This window comes from Streptococcus chosunensis (assembly GCF_003626515.1).
GTDB classification, from domain to species: domain Bacteria; phylum Bacillota; class Bacilli; order Lactobacillales; family Streptococcaceae; genus Streptococcus; species Streptococcus chosunensis.
Genome location: NZ_RBCK01000002.1, coordinates 161,577 through 176,053 on the forward strand (window position 1 = coordinate 161,577; position 14,477 = coordinate 176,053).

Annotated in this window: 15 protein-coding genes; 8 read left to right on the plus strand and 7 right to left on the minus strand. The window is 41.8% G+C overall.

Annotated elements, in window-relative coordinates; all coding sequences use genetic code 11:
• From D7D54_RS06630 to nrdI, 3 genes are all read left to right on the plus strand, one after another.
• Nucleotides 1-1,287, plus strand: a complete 1,287-nt coding sequence (locus D7D54_RS06630) for a response regulator transcription factor (protein WP_020901832.1) — start codon at nucleotides 1-3, stop codon at nucleotides 1,285-1,287.
• A gap of 60 nt (nucleotides 1,288-1,347) precedes the next feature.
• Nucleotides 1,348-1,881, plus strand: coding sequence for an ABC transporter permease (locus tag D7D54_RS06635; RefSeq protein WP_033682431.1), 534 nt, complete (start codon nucleotides 1,348-1,350; stop codon nucleotides 1,879-1,881).
• A 72-nt stretch (nucleotides 1,882-1,953) separates the two neighbouring features.
• Nucleotides 1,954-2,418, plus strand: a complete 465-nt coding sequence (nrdI, locus tag D7D54_RS06640) for a class Ib ribonucleoside-diphosphate reductase assembly flavoprotein NrdI (protein WP_020901834.1) — start codon at nucleotides 1,954-1,956, stop codon at nucleotides 2,416-2,418.
• A 166-nt stretch (nucleotides 2,419-2,584) separates the two neighbouring features.
• On the opposite strand, the gene D7D54_RS06645 is transcribed toward nrdI, so the two are convergent.
• Together D7D54_RS06645 and argS are read right to left on the minus strand one after the other, a co-directional pair.
• Nucleotides 2,585-2,830, minus strand: coding sequence for a hypothetical protein (locus D7D54_RS06645; RefSeq protein WP_042751768.1), 246 nt, complete (start codon nucleotides 2,828-2,830; stop codon nucleotides 2,585-2,587).
• 203 nt (nucleotides 2,831-3,033) lie between these two features.
• Nucleotides 3,034-4,725 (minus strand): arginine--tRNA ligase, encoded by a 1,692-nt coding sequence (gene argS, locus D7D54_RS06650; RefSeq protein ID WP_120719089.1) that lies wholly within the window; start codon nucleotides 4,723-4,725, stop codon nucleotides 3,034-3,036.
• A 134-nt stretch (nucleotides 4,726-4,859) separates the two neighbouring features.
• On the opposite strand from argS, the gene argR reads away from it, so the two are divergent.
• Both argR and mutS read left to right on the plus strand, forming a co-directional pair.
• On the plus strand, nucleotides 4,860-5,306 hold the full coding sequence (gene argR / locus D7D54_RS06655) for an arginine repressor (protein WP_001231476.1): 447 nt from the start codon (nucleotides 4,860-4,862) through the stop codon (nucleotides 5,304-5,306).
• Nucleotides 5,307-5,356: 50 nt separating this feature from the next.
• Nucleotides 5,357-7,891 carry a DNA mismatch repair protein MutS gene (gene mutS, locus D7D54_RS06660; protein ID WP_120719090.1) on the plus strand — a complete coding sequence of 845 codons (2,535 nt, stop codon included), beginning with the start codon at nucleotides 5,357-5,359 and terminating at the stop codon, nucleotides 7,889-7,891.
• Nucleotides 7,892-7,932: 41 nt separating this feature from the next.
• On the opposite strand, the gene D7D54_RS06665 is transcribed toward mutS, so the two are convergent.
• On the minus strand, nucleotides 7,933-8,391 hold the full coding sequence (locus D7D54_RS06665) for a DUF3021 domain-containing protein (protein ID WP_120719091.1): 459 nt from the start codon (nucleotides 8,389-8,391) through the stop codon (nucleotides 7,933-7,935).
• Nucleotides 8,388-8,828, minus strand: a complete 441-nt coding sequence (locus tag D7D54_RS06670) for a LytTR family DNA-binding domain-containing protein (protein WP_120719092.1) — start codon at nucleotides 8,826-8,828, stop codon at nucleotides 8,388-8,390. Before D7D54_RS06670 ends, D7D54_RS06665 begins: the two co-directional genes overlap by 4 nt.
• Nucleotides 8,829-9,034: 206 nt before the next feature.
• Here D7D54_RS06670 and mutL point away from each other — a divergent pair, with 206 nt between their 5' ends.
• Genes mutL through D7D54_RS06690 form a run of 3 tightly spaced genes read left to right on the plus strand, consistent with a single transcriptional unit; the run spans nucleotide 9,035 to nucleotide 12,166 of the window.
• A complete protein-coding gene (mutL, locus tag D7D54_RS06680) occupies nucleotides 9,035-10,984 on the plus strand; it encodes a DNA mismatch repair endonuclease MutL (protein ID WP_120719093.1) in 1,950 nt (649 codons plus the stop codon).
• Nucleotides 10,985-10,999: 15 nt separating this feature from the next.
• Entirely contained in the window at nucleotides 11,000-11,593 is a 594-nt protein-coding gene (gene ruvA, locus D7D54_RS06685; protein ID WP_020901837.1) for a Holliday junction branch migration protein RuvA, read from the plus strand.
• 9 nt (nucleotides 11,594-11,602) lie between these two features.
• Entirely contained in the window at nucleotides 11,603-12,166 is a 564-nt protein-coding gene (locus D7D54_RS06690) for a DNA-3-methyladenine glycosylase I (RefSeq protein WP_120719094.1), read from the plus strand.
• An 82-nt stretch (nucleotides 12,167-12,248) separates the two neighbouring features.
• Here the strand turns inward: D7D54_RS06690 and D7D54_RS06695 are convergent, their stop codons facing one another.
• The 3 genes from D7D54_RS06695 to D7D54_RS06705 all read right to left on the minus strand — a co-directional run bounded on the left by D7D54_RS06695 (nucleotide 12,249) and on the right by D7D54_RS06705 (nucleotide 14,471).
• Nucleotides 12,249-12,512 carry a SemiSWEET family transporter gene (locus tag D7D54_RS06695; protein ID WP_000166114.1) on the minus strand — a complete coding sequence of 88 codons (264 nt, stop codon included), beginning with the start codon at nucleotides 12,510-12,512 and terminating at the stop codon, nucleotides 12,249-12,251.
• Nucleotides 12,513-12,617: 105 nt separating this feature from the next.
• Nucleotides 12,618-13,652: a S66 family peptidase gene (locus tag D7D54_RS06700; protein ID WP_120719095.1), complete on the minus strand. Its 1,035-nt coding sequence runs from the start codon at nucleotides 13,650-13,652 to the stop codon at nucleotides 12,618-12,620.
• 141 nt (nucleotides 13,653-13,793) lie between these two features.
• Nucleotides 13,794-14,471, minus strand: coding sequence for a DUF1129 domain-containing protein (locus tag D7D54_RS06705; RefSeq protein WP_120719096.1), 678 nt, complete (start codon nucleotides 14,469-14,471; stop codon nucleotides 13,794-13,796).
• Nucleotides 14,472-14,477 lie beyond the last annotated feature (6 nt).

Consider the following 14,477-nt stretch of genomic DNA (forward strand, 5'->3'; position numbering starts at 1 on the left):
ATGTATAAAGTATTATTGGTAGATGATGAGTACATGGTGACAGAAGGTCTGAAACGTTTGATTCCCTTTGATAAGTGGGATATGGAGGTTGTCGCAACAGCCAGTCATGCCGATGAAGCCCTAGAATATGTTCAGGAAAATCCTGTCGATGTGGTCATTTCCGATGTCAATATGCCCGACAAAACAGGGCTTGATATGATTCGGGAGATGAAAGAAATCTTACCAGATGCTGCCTATATCCTGCTCTCAGGTTATCAGGAATTTGATTACGTAAAAAGAGCCATGAACCTTAGTGTGGTGGACTATTTGGTAAAGCCTGTTGATAAGGTAGAGTTGGGAAATCTGCTGGAGAAGATTGCAGGTCAGCTCGGCGAGAGAGGAAAGAAAAGTCAGACCCTTAGTCAAGATTTAGATGAGGCTGGATTTGTTAGTTATTTAGGAGGTGAGGAGAATTGGTGGATAGGCCTATCCAAGGAAAAACAAGGCTCTTTTACCATTCCCTACTATGTCTTGGGTCAAGACTGGCAGATTTTTATTTCTGATAAACCCCTAGATGGTTTAGTCGTTACTCCCTTTGAAGCTCCTTATCAAGAACACTTTGAACGCTGGAAGTTGAATGCTGAGAAAACCCTCTTTTACGGTTCTGTAAATCTAAAACAGTCTGAGAGTCTCTTTGCCTATTACGAACCGATTTATAGGGTTATCATTCAGGGGAATCTCAATCAAATCGTGGAAGAGTTGAATCTTTTGGAGAAGGTGGTTCTTAAGAATACACCGCGTGTTCCGATTACCAAACAGCTTTTTATCCAGTTTGTCATGGATGTCTTTCATTTATTTGAACATCTCAAAGCTGATGATATGACGGACATTGTCAAAACCATTCATGCTATTCAATCATTCGATGAATTGGTTCCTTATATCAAGGAAACTCTGACCCGATTCTTTGGACAATATCGTATGAATGAAAATGTGGTCAGTGTTCTGGAAGTCATTGGTCGTGATTATCAGAAAGAACTTTCTCTCAAGGATATCAGTAAGGATCTCTTTATCAATCCTGTCTATCTGGGGCAGTTGATTAAGCGTGAAACCAATTCGACCTTCGCAGAGTTACTAAACAAACAACGGATTAAGGCTGCCCAGCAACTTTTACTTTCAACTAGTGACAGTATTGAAGATATTTGTTATGCTGTTGGTTACAGTAATGTTGGATATTTCTATAAAGTGTTCCGAAAATTGTGCGGAAAATCGCCAAAAGCCTACCGAAAACAGGTGGAAACCACACTATAATATTTGTATCCCTTTACAAAAAGTGCTATAATATCGATAATAATATCAGGAGGTTCTATTATGAAAAAGAAACCAATCTATCTATGGGTATTACTGATTTTTTCAGCCTTACTCTCAGCAATGTCACTATTTGGAATCATATCTCCAGTACCTACTGCGGAGGGTATGAACAATCTAGAAACATCAGCATCAGGTGTTAATGCTACTTATGCTAAGGAGCTCGTTGCTTACACCATTAAGGTATCGGAGCATGGTCATTCTATCTTCAACATTCTCTTGGTTGTCTTATCTGTTATTCTGGTGGTTGTGTCTTTGGTTTTCCTTATTCGTAAAAATATCCAATTGGCTAACTACACTTATCTTGCTTATGTCTTCGTTGCCATCGTTGGTTCTATCTACAACTTTATCGGCGTTCAGGATGCGGTTTTACTTTTTACAGACCCTAACATCCGTATGGGAGCGGAGCTTGGTGCCAAAGGTTCTGCTATTTTTGGGATCGTACTCAATGTTATCTTCCTAGCAATCGTCTTCTATAAAATGTGGCGTCAGCAAAAAGAATTGACAGAAACTCAAGAAGAGGAAGAACTTGCCTAAGAGTTGACAAAGCATAACTATCAAGATACAATCTTGGTAGTTATTTTTTATGATTTAAAAAAGGAGGAGAACATGAAAAAAGTTTCCTTGGTCTACATCAGTCTGAGCGGAAATACGGAGAGTTTTGTGACGCGCTTGAAAGACTATCTCTTGTCCCAGTACGAGGGAATTGAGGTTCAAAAGATTCATATCAAGGATTTGGTCAAAGAAGGCCAAGATTTCTATGAAATGGACCATCCCTATGTTGCTTTTTTGCCGACTTACCTAGAAGGTGGGAATGGCGTGGATAACGGAGATGTCGAGATTTTGACGACACCAGTGGGAGATTTTATCGCCTATGGTGACAATGCTAGTAAGTGTTTTGGTGTGGTTGGTTCAGGAAATCGTAACTTTAATAACCAATACTGCCTGACAGCCAAGCAATATAGTCAACGTTTTGGCTTCCCTGTATTGGCTGATTTTGAAATGCGAGGTATGCTGGGAGATATCAAACGTGTCGCAGCGATTATCGCAGATTTGTATGAGTTGGAAAGTTAAGCTGAAACCAATCTTTCAATCATTAGAAGAAAGAATTTATTATATCCCCCTCTATAGCAGAGATGAAAATTACCTATAAAATTTTTAATATAAATGTTATTTGCTATAGTTGGAAGATAAAAATTATGCCCTAAAAAAACCGAGAAGCTTTCTTCTCGGTTTTTGATTATTTCAATTGATCTGTAATGTCTTTTGATAGCAACATTCCTAGATGATAAGTTTTATTGATGTAAGCAATGACATCATTGATGTTTTCAGTCGTGTGAATTTTCTCTTTGATGTCAGACCTAAATGTTTCATCCTTTAAAAGTTGTTCTTGGTAGAGTTTTTGCAGTCTCTCCTTCTCGTACTTATTAAGCAGAAAAAGGAAAACCAAGCTAATCACAACGAGGATATAAGCATATTGGCTCATAGGATATCTCCCTGTATGATAAAGAAGTAGTAGTGAATAAATCGATTTAGTGAAGCGCCTAACCAAATCACCATAGTTACGACGTCATGTTCTCTAAATCGATTATATTTAGAGAACATGACTAGTGAAGCGGTTAGCTAGTTCGCATAAAAGCGACTAGCGTCTAACAATTAGGAACTTTAGTTCCAATTGTTAGTACTGAATCACATCTTCTCTGGCGCTTCTACTCCAAGCAAGCGAAGGGCTTCTTTGAGAACGACTGCGGTTGCGTAGCTGAGTGCTAGACGGCTGTCGCGTTCTGGACTTTCATCCAAGATACGTGTATGTGCATAATATTTGTTGAAGGCTTGAGCCAGGCTAATTGCAAATTTTGCAATGATAGAAGGTTCAAAGTTATCCGCCGCACGGTTAATAATACGTGGGAAGTCTTGGATGAGTTTGATGATTTCCCAGCTTTCTGCCTCATTCAAGCTATAGTTGCCAGCAGTTTCTGGTTTAAAGTCTGCTTTGCGTAAGATAGATTGAATACGAGCATAGGCGTATTGAACGTAAGGGCCAGTTTCCCCCTCGAAGGATACCATGGCCTCTAGGTCGAAGTCATATCCATTTGTACGGTCGGTCTTGAGGTCATAGAATTTAATGGCTCCAACCCCAACAGCATGCGCTACTTGGTCTTTGTTTTCAAGTTCAGGATTTTTAGCCTCGATTTGGGCCTTGGCACGACTAACAGCCTCTGCAACAGTAGGCTCTAGCAAGATGACATTCCCTTTACGAGTAGAGAGTTTCTTACCTTCTTTTGTAACCAAACCAAAAGGAACGTGAGTAATGTCGTCACTCCAGTCGTAGCCCATTTCTTGCAAGACGGCTTTGAGTTGTTTAAAGTGGGCAGATTGTTCTTGGCCAACGACATAGATAGATTTGGCAAATTGGTATTCATTTTTACGGTAAAGGGCTGCAGCCAAGTCACGTGTGATATAGAGAGTTGCTCCATCAGATTTCTTGATGAGGGCTGGATGTTCAATTCCATATTTCTCAAGATTCACAACTTGGGCACCTTCTGACTCAACAAGAAGGCCTTTTTCAGAAAGAATGTCTACGACTGCATCCATCTTATCGTTATAGAAGGCTTCTCCGTTATAGCTGTCAAATTCAACCTGCAATTCATTGTAAAGGCGGTTAAATTCCACCAAACTTTCATCACGGAACCATTGCCAAAGAGCGAGAGCTTCCTCGTCTCCATTTTCAAGTTTACGGAACCATTCGCGTGCTTCTTCATCCAAGCTAGGGTCATTTTCAGCTTCAGCGTTGATGCGGACATAGAGTTTAAGAAGTTCATCAATTGGATGAGCTTTTACAGCTTCTTCGTCGCCCCATTTTTTGTAGGCAACAATCAGCATTCCAAACTGTTTACCCCAGTCTCCCAAATGGTTGACCTTGACTGTTTGATATCCGATTTTTTGGAAAATATGTGATAAGCTATCTCCGATAACAGTTGAACGTAGATGACCAATAGAAAATGGTTTAGCGATATTGGGACTAGACATGTCGATCACAACATTTTCTTGCTTGCCAATATGTTGGTCAGCATAGTGTTCTTTTTCAGTGATAACTGCTTGCAATACTTGAGCAGAAATAGCAGATTTATCAAGGAAAAAGTTAACGTAAGGACCAGTTGCTACAACTTTTTCAAAGGCCTGGCTGTTAATTTTTTCAGCCAGTTCAGCAGCAATCATTTGAGGTGCTTTACGTTCGACTTTGGCAAGAGAAAAAGCAGGGAAAGCGATGTCTCCCATTTCTGAGTTTTTAGGGGTTTCCAGTAAATTTAAAATAGCCTCTTTGTCCAGGCTATCAATGACGCTAGCCAATTCGCTAGCAATCAATTCTTTTGTATTCATTAAGAGCTCCTTTTGGACTTTTCTACTATTTTATCACAATTTTAAAGAAAGAAGAAAAAATTTTTGAAATCTCCTATTTTTTTGGTATAATATAGTTATAAAATTAGTTATAAATATGCATATAAGAGGATTTTATGAGAAAAAGAGATCGTCATCAGTTAATAAAAAAAATGATTACTGAGGAGAAATTAAGCACACAAAAAGAAATTCAAGATCGGTTGGAGGCGCACAATGTCTTTGTGACGCAGACAACCTTGTCTCGTGATTTGCGCGAAATCGGCTTGACCAAGGTCAAGAAAAATGATATGGTGTATTATGTACTAGCAAATGAGACAGAAAAGATTGATTTGGTGGAATTTTTGTCTCATCATTTAGAAGGTGTTGCAAGAGCAGAGTTTACCTTGGTGCTTCATACCAAATTGGGAGAAGCCTCTGTTTTGGCAAACATTGTAGATGCAAACAAGGATGAATGGATTTTAGGAACAGTTGCTGGTGCCAATACCTTATTGGTCATTTGTCGAGACCAACACGTTGCCAAACTCATGGAAGATCGTTTGCTAGATTTGATGAAAGATAAGTAAGGTCTTGGGAGTTACTCTCAAGACTTATTTTTGACAAGGAGAGACGGAAAATGGTGACAGAAAAGCTATCACCCGGCATGCAACAGTATGTGGATATTAAAAAGCAATATCCAGATGCTTTTTTGCTCTTTCGGATGGGTGATTTTTATGAATTATTTTATGAGGATGCGGTCAATGCTGCGCAGATTCTGGAAATTTCCTTAACGAGTCGCAACAAGAATGCCGACAATCCGATTCCTATGGCAGGGGTTCCCTATCATTCTGCCCAACAGTACATTGATGTCTTGATTGAGCAGGGTTATAAGGTGGCTATCGCAGAGCAGATGGAAGATCCTAAACAAGCAGTTGGGGTTGTGAAACGAGAAGTTGTTCAGGTTATTACGCCAGGGACAGTGGTCGATAGCAGTAAGCCGGATAGCCAGAATAATTTCTTGGTTGCCATAGACCGTGATGGGAATCAATTTGGCCTCGCTTATATGGACCTGGTGACGGGTGACTTTTATGTGACAGGTCTATTAGATTTCACGTTGGTTTGTGGGGAAATCCGCAATCTCAAGGCGCGAGAAGTGGTGCTGGGTTATGATTTGTCTGAGGAAGAAGAACAAATCCTTAGTCGCCAGATGAATCTGGTGCTTTCCTATGAGAAAGAAGGATTTGAGGATCTTCATTTATTGGATTCACGATTAGCAACAGTGGAGCAAGCGGCATCTAGTAAGCTGCTCCAGTATGTTCATCGGACCCAGATGAGGGAATTGAACCACCTCAAACCTGTTATCCGCTATGAAATCAAGGATTTCTTGCAGATGGATTATGCGACCAAGGCTAGTCTGGATTTGGTTGAGAATGCTCGTTCAGGCAAGAAGCAAGGCAGTCTTTTCTGGCTTTTGGATGAAACCAAAACGGCTATGGGGATGCGTCTGTTACGATCTTGGATTCATCGTCCCTTGATTGACAAGGAGCGAATCATCCAACGCCAAGAAGTGGTGCAGGTCTTTCTCGACCATTTCTTTGAGCGCAGTGATTTGACAGACAGTCTCAAGGGTGTTTATGATATCGAGCGCTTGGCTAGTCGGGTTTCTTTTGGCAAAACCAATCCCAAGGATCTCTTGCAGTTGGCGGCCACCCTGTCTAGTGTGCCAAGGATTCGTGCGATTTTAGAGGGGATGGAGCAACCTGCTCTAGCCTATCTGATCGCACAACTAGATGCCATTCCAGAGTTGGAGAGCTTGATTAGTGCAGCGATTGCCCCTGAAGCTTCTCACGTGATTACAGATGGGGGAATTATCCGGACTGGATTTGATGAGACTTTAGACAAGTACCGTCGCGTTCTCAGAGAAGGGACTAGCTGGATTGCTGAAATTGAGGCCAAGGAGAGAGAAAACTCTGGTATTAGTACGCTTAAGATTGAGTACAATAAGAAGGATGGCTACTATTTCCATGTGACCAATTCGCAACTGGGGAATGTGCCAGCCCACTTTTTCCGCAAGGCGACGCTGAAAAACTCGGAACGTTTTGGAACCGAAGAATTAGCCCGTATCGAGGGAGATATGCTGGAGGCGCGTGAAAAGTCAGCCAATCTCGAATACGAAATTTTTATGCGTATTCGTGAAGAGGTCAGCAAGTACATCCAGCGTTTGCAGGCTCTAGCCCAAGGAATTGCGACAGTTGATGTCTTACAGAGTCTAGCAGTTGTGGCTGAAACCCAGCATTTGATTCGACCTGAGTTTGGAGAGGATTCACAAATTGATATTCAGAAAGGTCGCCATGCTGTCGTTGAAAAGGTCATGGGGGCTCAAACCTATATTCCAAATACGATTCAGATGGCAGAAGATACTAGTATTCAGCTGATTACAGGGCCCAACATGAGTGGGAAGTCTACCTACATGCGTCAATTAGCCATGACGGCGGTTATGGCCCAGCTGGGGTCTTATGTACCAGCAGAAAGCGCCTATTTACCGATTTTTGATGCTATCTTTACCCGTATCGGAGCAGCAGATGACTTGGTTTCGGGTCAGTCAACCTTTATGGTGGAGATGATGGAGGCCAACAATGCCATTTCGCATGCGACCAAGAACTCTCTCATTCTCTTTGATGAGTTAGGTCGTGGAACTGCAACTTATGACGGAATGGCTCTTGCTCAGTCCATCATCGAATACATCCATGAGCACATCGGAGCCAAGACCCTCTTTGCGACCCACTACCATGAGTTGACTAGTTTGGAGTCTAGTTTACAACACTTGGTCAATGTCCATGTGGCAACTTTGGAGAAGGATGGGCAGGTTACCTTCCTTCATAAGATTGAGCCAGGTCCAGCTGATAAATCCTACGGTATCCATGTTGCCAAGATTGCTGGTTTGCCAGCAGATCTTTTAGCAAGGGCGGATAAGATTTTGACTCAGCTAGAGAGTCAAGGAACAGAAAGTCCTGCTCCCATGAGACAAACAAGTGCCGTCACTGAACAGATTTCACTCTTTGATACGACTGAAGAACATCCTGTCCTAGCAGAATTAGCTAAATTGGACATTTACAATATGACACCTATGCAGGCTATGAATGTCTTGGTTGAGTTAAAACAGAAACTATAAAAATAATCCCACTCATGCATTTGTGAGTGGGATTATTGCTATTACTTTCTATGCTCCAAGAGTTGATTGATATGGTCTACTTTTTTTGATGCTCTTTTATAGGAAATAGTCCAAATGATGAGGTAGACAATTGCAAACTCGATAATGAGCTGGAGGTAGAAATTCCAGTGGAAGGGGAACCAACCAGCTAGGGTTGCTAGTGGGATAAAGCCTACTAGCATGAGGAAAAAATGAGTCAGAGTCGCACGGAGTAAGCTCCAGTCACGGCTGAATAAGCGGTTGCCAAAGTTAAAGAGAATACCGATGGCTGCCCAGATCAGTGTGCAGTAGAGCAAGACCAGGGCACCGTGAATCTGATGTTGGGTCATCACTTGGCCGATGAGAGAGTCGGAACTTAGTGGTGCGTAGGTATTTGGTGCATAAATGAGTGAAAAGATGATAGAGAGGATGAGGCCGATAAGAACACCGGCAGCTGCATCGTGGAAGATTTGTTTTTTCATAGTTCTAATTTCTCCTTGATGGTTTTTAGGTAACGGCGTGAAGAGTAGGTGAAACTTTCGTTTTTCAAGAAAATTTCTACCAGACCGTTGGGCGTGAGCTTGAGATGAGAGATGGAGTTGATATTGATGATTTCTGATTGGGAAATTTGGATAAAATTGGTTGGCAGAATTTCAAGGACCTGATAGAGTCGCAAATCAATGCTGTAGGTCTGACTTGCTGTTTCTGCTAGAACTTTCCGATTCTCGATATAGAAGCGTTGTATCTTACCAATCTCAACGAGATAGACCTGATTATCGATTTTCCCTTTGATTTTTTCTGTTAGATCCAGATTTTCTGCGAACTCGATGACTTTCTGGACTTTATCTGTCGGCTGAGGTGCTTGCACAATCAGCTTTTCCTCTTCGTAAGTCTCGCTAATCTGTAGTTCTACTTTCATAAATTTCTCTCCTTTTCAGTTATACAAGATTGTGATCACTTCCTGTACACCTTTATTAAACACTATTTTATAGCCTATGGCAAGGGACTTTGTCTATGTGGAGGGATTTGACTCCTATGTGGCGCTTGCTTTTCTGTCCTATCTGAAATATGGTATAATAGCACTAATCAATTTCTAGGAAAATAGATACGGAAAGGGGCTGAAAGATGTCTCATATTATTGAATTGCCAGAGGTGTTGGCAAACCAGATTGCAGCTGGAGAGGTCATTGAGCGTCCAGCTAGTGTTGTTAAGGAGCTGGTAGAAAATGCTATTGATGCGGACTCTAGTCAGATTATCATTGAGATTGAGGAAGCAGGTCTCAAGAAAATCCAAATCACAGATAATGGTCATGGAATTGCCCACGATGAGGTGGAATTGGCCTTGCGTCGTCATGCGACCAGTAAGATAAAAAATCAGGCAGATCTTTTTCGGATTCGGACGCTTGGTTTTCGTGGTGAAGCTCTGCCCTCTATCGCATCCGTCAGCGTTTTAACTCTTTTGACAGCAGTTGAGGGCGCAAGTCATGGGACTAAGCTCGTTGCGCGTGGGGGAGAAGTTGAAGAAGTCATCCCAGCGACTAGTCCTGTGGGAACCAAGGTTTGTGTGGAGGACCTCTTTTTCAACACGCCTGCCCGCCTCAAGTATATGAAGAGTCAGCAAGCGGAGCTGTCTCATATTATTGATATTGTCAACCGTCTGGGTTTGGCCCATCCTGAGATTTCTTTTAGCTTGATCAGTGATGGCAAGGAAATGACGAGAACAGCGGGAACGGGTCAATTGCGCCAAGCTATCGCAGGGATTTACGGTTTGGCGAGTGCTAAGAAGATGATTGAAATTGAGAATTCGGACCTTGATTTCGAAATTTCTGGCTTTGTATCCTTGCCTGAGTTAACTAGAGCCAATCGCAATTATATCAGCCTCTTCATCAATGGCCGTTATATCAAGAACTTCCTGCTCAATCGTGCAATTCTAGACGGCTATGGCAGTAAGCTTATGGTAGGCCGTTTTCCACTGGCTGTCATTCACATTCATATCGACCCTTATCTAGCGGATGTCAATGTGCATCCGACTAAGCAAGAAGTGCGGATTTCCAAGGAAAAAGAACTGATGACACTGGTTTTAGAAGCTATTTCCAACAGTCTCAAGGAGCAAACTTTGATTCCTGATGCCTTGGAAAATCTTGCCAAATCGACTGTACGCAATCGTCAAAAGGTGGAGCAAACCATTCTCCCACTCAAAGAAAATACTCTCTACTATGAGCAAACTGAGCCGACAAGACCTAGCCAAGCTGAGGTGGCTGATTATCAGGTTGAATTGACTGAGGAAGGACAGGATTTGACCCTATTTGCCAAGGAAACCTTGGACCAATTGAACAAGCCAGCAAAACTGCATTTTGCAGAGAGAAAGCCTGCTAACTATGACCAATTAGACCATCCTGAGTTGGACCTAGCTAGTCTTGATAAGGCTTATGACAAGCTGGAGCGAGAAGAATCATCAAGCTTCCCAGAGTTGGAATTTTTCGGGCAAATGCATGGAACCTATCTCTTTGCCCAGGGGAGAGATGGGCTCTACATCATAGACCAACATGCGGCTCAGGAACGGGTCAAATACGAGGAATACCGTGAAAGCATTGGCAATGTTGACCAAAGTCAACAGCAACTCCTAGTACCTTATATCTTTGAATTTCCAGCGGATGATGCCCTTCGTCTCAAGGAAAGAATGGCACTTTTGGAGGAGGTAGGAGTCTTTCTAGCAGAGTACGGGGAAAATCAATTTATCCTACGTGAACATCCTATTTGGATGGCAGAAGAAGAAATTGAGTCAGGCATCTATGAAATGTGTGACATGCTCCTTTTGACCAAGGAGGTTTCTATCAAGAAATATCGAGCAGAGCTGGCAATCATGATGTCCTGCAAGCGGTCTATCAAGGCCAACCATCGTATCGATGACCATTCAGCTAGACAGCTGCTTTATCAACTTTCTCAATGTGATAATCCCTACAACTGTCCCCACGGACGTCCTGTTTTGGTGCATTTTACCAAGTCAGATATGGAAAAGATGTTCCGACGTATTCAGGAAAATCACACCAGTCTCCGTGAATTGGGGAAATATTAAACAAAAAGGAAAACTATGTACGAATATTTAAAAGGAATCATTACAAAAATCACTGCTAAATACATTGTTCTTGAAACCAATGGTATCGGTTATATCTTGCATGTAGCCAATCCTTATACCTATTCAGGTCAGGTGAATCAGGAAGTTCAAATTTATGTGCATCAGGTCGTGCGTGAGGATGCCCATCTGCTTTATGGATTTCGCTCAGAAGATGAGAAAAAGCTCTTTCTCAATCTGATTTCGGTCTCTGGGATTGGTCCTGTATCAGCTCTTGCTATTATCGCTGCCGATGACAATGCTGGCTTGGTTCAAGCCATCGAAACCAAAAACATCACCTACTTAACTAAGTTCCCTAAAATTGGCAAGAAAACAGCCCAGCAGATGGTGTTGGACTTGGAAGGCAAGGTAGTAGTTGCAGGAGATGACCTTCCTGCCAAGGTGGCAGTGCAAGCAAGCGCTGAAAACCAAGAATTGGAAGAAGCTATGGAAGCCATGTTGGCACTGGGCTACAAGGCAACTGAGCTCAAGAAAATCAAGAAATTCTTTGAAGGAACGACAGATACAGCTGAGAATTACATCAAGTCTGCCCTCAAAATGTTGGTCAAATAGGAGCAGAACATGACAAAACGTTGTTCGTGGGTCAAGATGACCAATCAGCTCTACATTGCCTATCATGATGAGGAGTGGGGCCAACCCCTACATGATGACCAAGCATTGTTTGAGTTATTGTGTATGGAAACCTATCAGGCAGGCCTGTCTTGGGAAACGGTACTCAACAAACGCCAAGCTTTCCGAGAATCCTTTCATGGCTATCAAATTCAAGCAGTCGCAGAGATGACCGACACCGAATTGGAAGCCTTGCTGGATAATCCAGCTATCATCCGAAACAGAGCCAAGATTTTTGCTACACGCGTTAACGCCCAAGCATTTTTACGACTACAGGAAGAATATGGCTCTTTTGATGCCTATCTTTGGTCCTTTGTTGAGGGGAAAACGATCGTTAACGATGTTTCCGATTACCGCCAAGCCCCAGCTAAAACACCCTTGTCTGAGAAATTGGCCAAAGATCTCAAAAAACGAGGCTTTAAGTTCACAGGCCCAGTCGCTGTCTTGTCTTTTCTACAGGCTGCAGGACTAGTTGATGACCATGAGAATGATTGTGAGTGGAAAAGCGGTCATTAGTGGGTATAGGTGACTAGAATATCTTAGAATAGAAAAAAGCTGAGAAACTTTTCCCAGCTTTTTATATATACTATTAGATTGGTTAGAGTGAAGTCAGAAAAGTGATTCCACCTAAAATAACACCAGCTGAATTTGGAATGATTAGTATCCAATCCTTCTTAGGTTCCTTTGTCCATCCATAAATAACCCAGATTAAGCAAGATATTGCAGCTGATAAAGGTTGAAATGGTTGAGCTTTATTTCCCTGTAAATTAGCGATAATTTGAGGTATGTAGGCAATAAATACTATAATTCCAATAAAGGCACCAATAGAACCTACGATTCGATTAATTTTTTGTTTTGTCATATACACCTCCTTTAAAAGGATATCATAGAAATTAGCGAAATGCAATAAATTCAGATACAAATTGTAACGAAAACCAATACAAAAGCATAAAAATAGAGAAACTATTTATTTTTTGTTATAGTCAAAGCGAATGACTTGTTCCTGTGCATCTACATGAGCATGGACCCCAAAGGGTACAATTGCTCTTGGAGTTGCGTGGCCGACATTCAGATTATAGACAATCGGGATATTGCTGTCAATGATATCCAATAGTGCCTCTTTATAGTCGTCATAGAAAGTTTCATCCATAGGTTTCCCGACCAGGAGTCCACTGATGGCCTCGAATATACCAGTGTTCTTTAAAGTTTGCAACATCTTTTTGAAGTCTTTCGGCTTAGGCTTTTCTTCGCTTGTTTCTAGTAAGAGGATTTTTCCTTCCCAGTCTGACAAGTCAGGGAAAAGTTTGTATTTTTGGCAGAGCTCCGTGCTATCTGTGTATCGAGAGTTGTCAAAGATATCGTAGAGAGATTCGAGGCAACCACCGAGGATTTTTCCCTCGAATTGGGCATTTCCTTGCAACAACTCAAAACCGGTATTTGTATGACTGACACGAGGTGTCCCCAGAGCTTTGGGACTAAAATCAGTTCGTTCCTCATACCAAACATTGCTAGGGCGAATTTCTGAGATTCTTCCTGTCTCAATCAATTCTTTAAAGTAGTGAAGGCTATAGGTCAGCATTTCTTTATCTAGTTCACAAATGTCTGCTAAAAAGGATTGACCATAAAAAGTCTTGATTCCTAGTTTATGAAACATGAGATGGTTCATGGTTGTATCCGAGAAGCCAAGAAAAATCTTTTGTTTGATAACCTTTTGTAGTTGGTCATTTTCAAAAAGATAAGGTAGTAAGCGATAGGTATCGTCTCCACCGATGGCACATAGGCTCATATCGATGCTATCATCAGAAAAGGCATGAATCAAATCCTCTGCACGAGCTTCAGGATGGTTCTTGATAAAGTCTAATCCATTTAGCGAATGGGGCAAAAAGATAGGATTGAGTCCCAGGTCCTTGAGACGTTGGACACCCAAGTCCACTTCGTGTTTGACAAAGTCCTCTCCGATAATGCCACTAGATAAACTAACAATAGCAATAGTAGAAATCATATTTTATCCTCCTAGAAATAGATTGAGCCTATTTTATCATAAAAGATTAGATAGAGCTATGTGGGATGTCAGAAGAATACTTTAAAATCAAAAAAGTAAGTGAAAAAGCAACCGCACCTGCAGTTGCTTTTATCATTTTTCTTAATAGCGTGTTGGTCCTGCACTTGCGCTACGGATGTTCAAGCGTTTCTTGAGATAGAAGCGAAGGGCTAGGAGGGCTGCTCCGATAATAGCTAGTGGCAATGGAGCAAGTACGGGGTTAAGGCTAGCTGGTAGGAAGCTTGTTGCAAAGAAGACAAGCAACCAAAGGAACATAGAGGCTAGGATAACCAGTACAGATTTCCAGAAAGGTGGACGTTGACTACGGTCCATATCTGGTCCATAATATTGGTAGACAAAGTAGTACATTAAATAGAAGGCAAATCCACCAACAAGCCCAACTAGTAGGAGAGTGACCAATCCATAGCCGAGAGCTTGATCTGCTGCAAAGAAAGTAGTGAGGGCGCTGACGAGGGCAAAGAGGCTAGTGATGAAAAGAGCTGAATCCATAATCATCAGTTTTGGATCATCATTTTCCTTTGGATGCTCTTTTTCATATTGTTCCTTGACAGTGAAGCTGTGCGCCCAGTGGGTCGGTGCGCCATAGAGAGAACGAGCAGTCGTACCCTTGGCTTGCTCTTCAAGGATTTGGGGAACAACTTCCTCAAAAATAGCCTTGATTTCAGCGTCTGTTTTCCCATCTTTGATGAATTGTTGGGTAGCAATGTGGACAAACTCTTGGTTTTTCTTAGTTAATTTTTGTAGATCAATCTGAGACATAGGAAC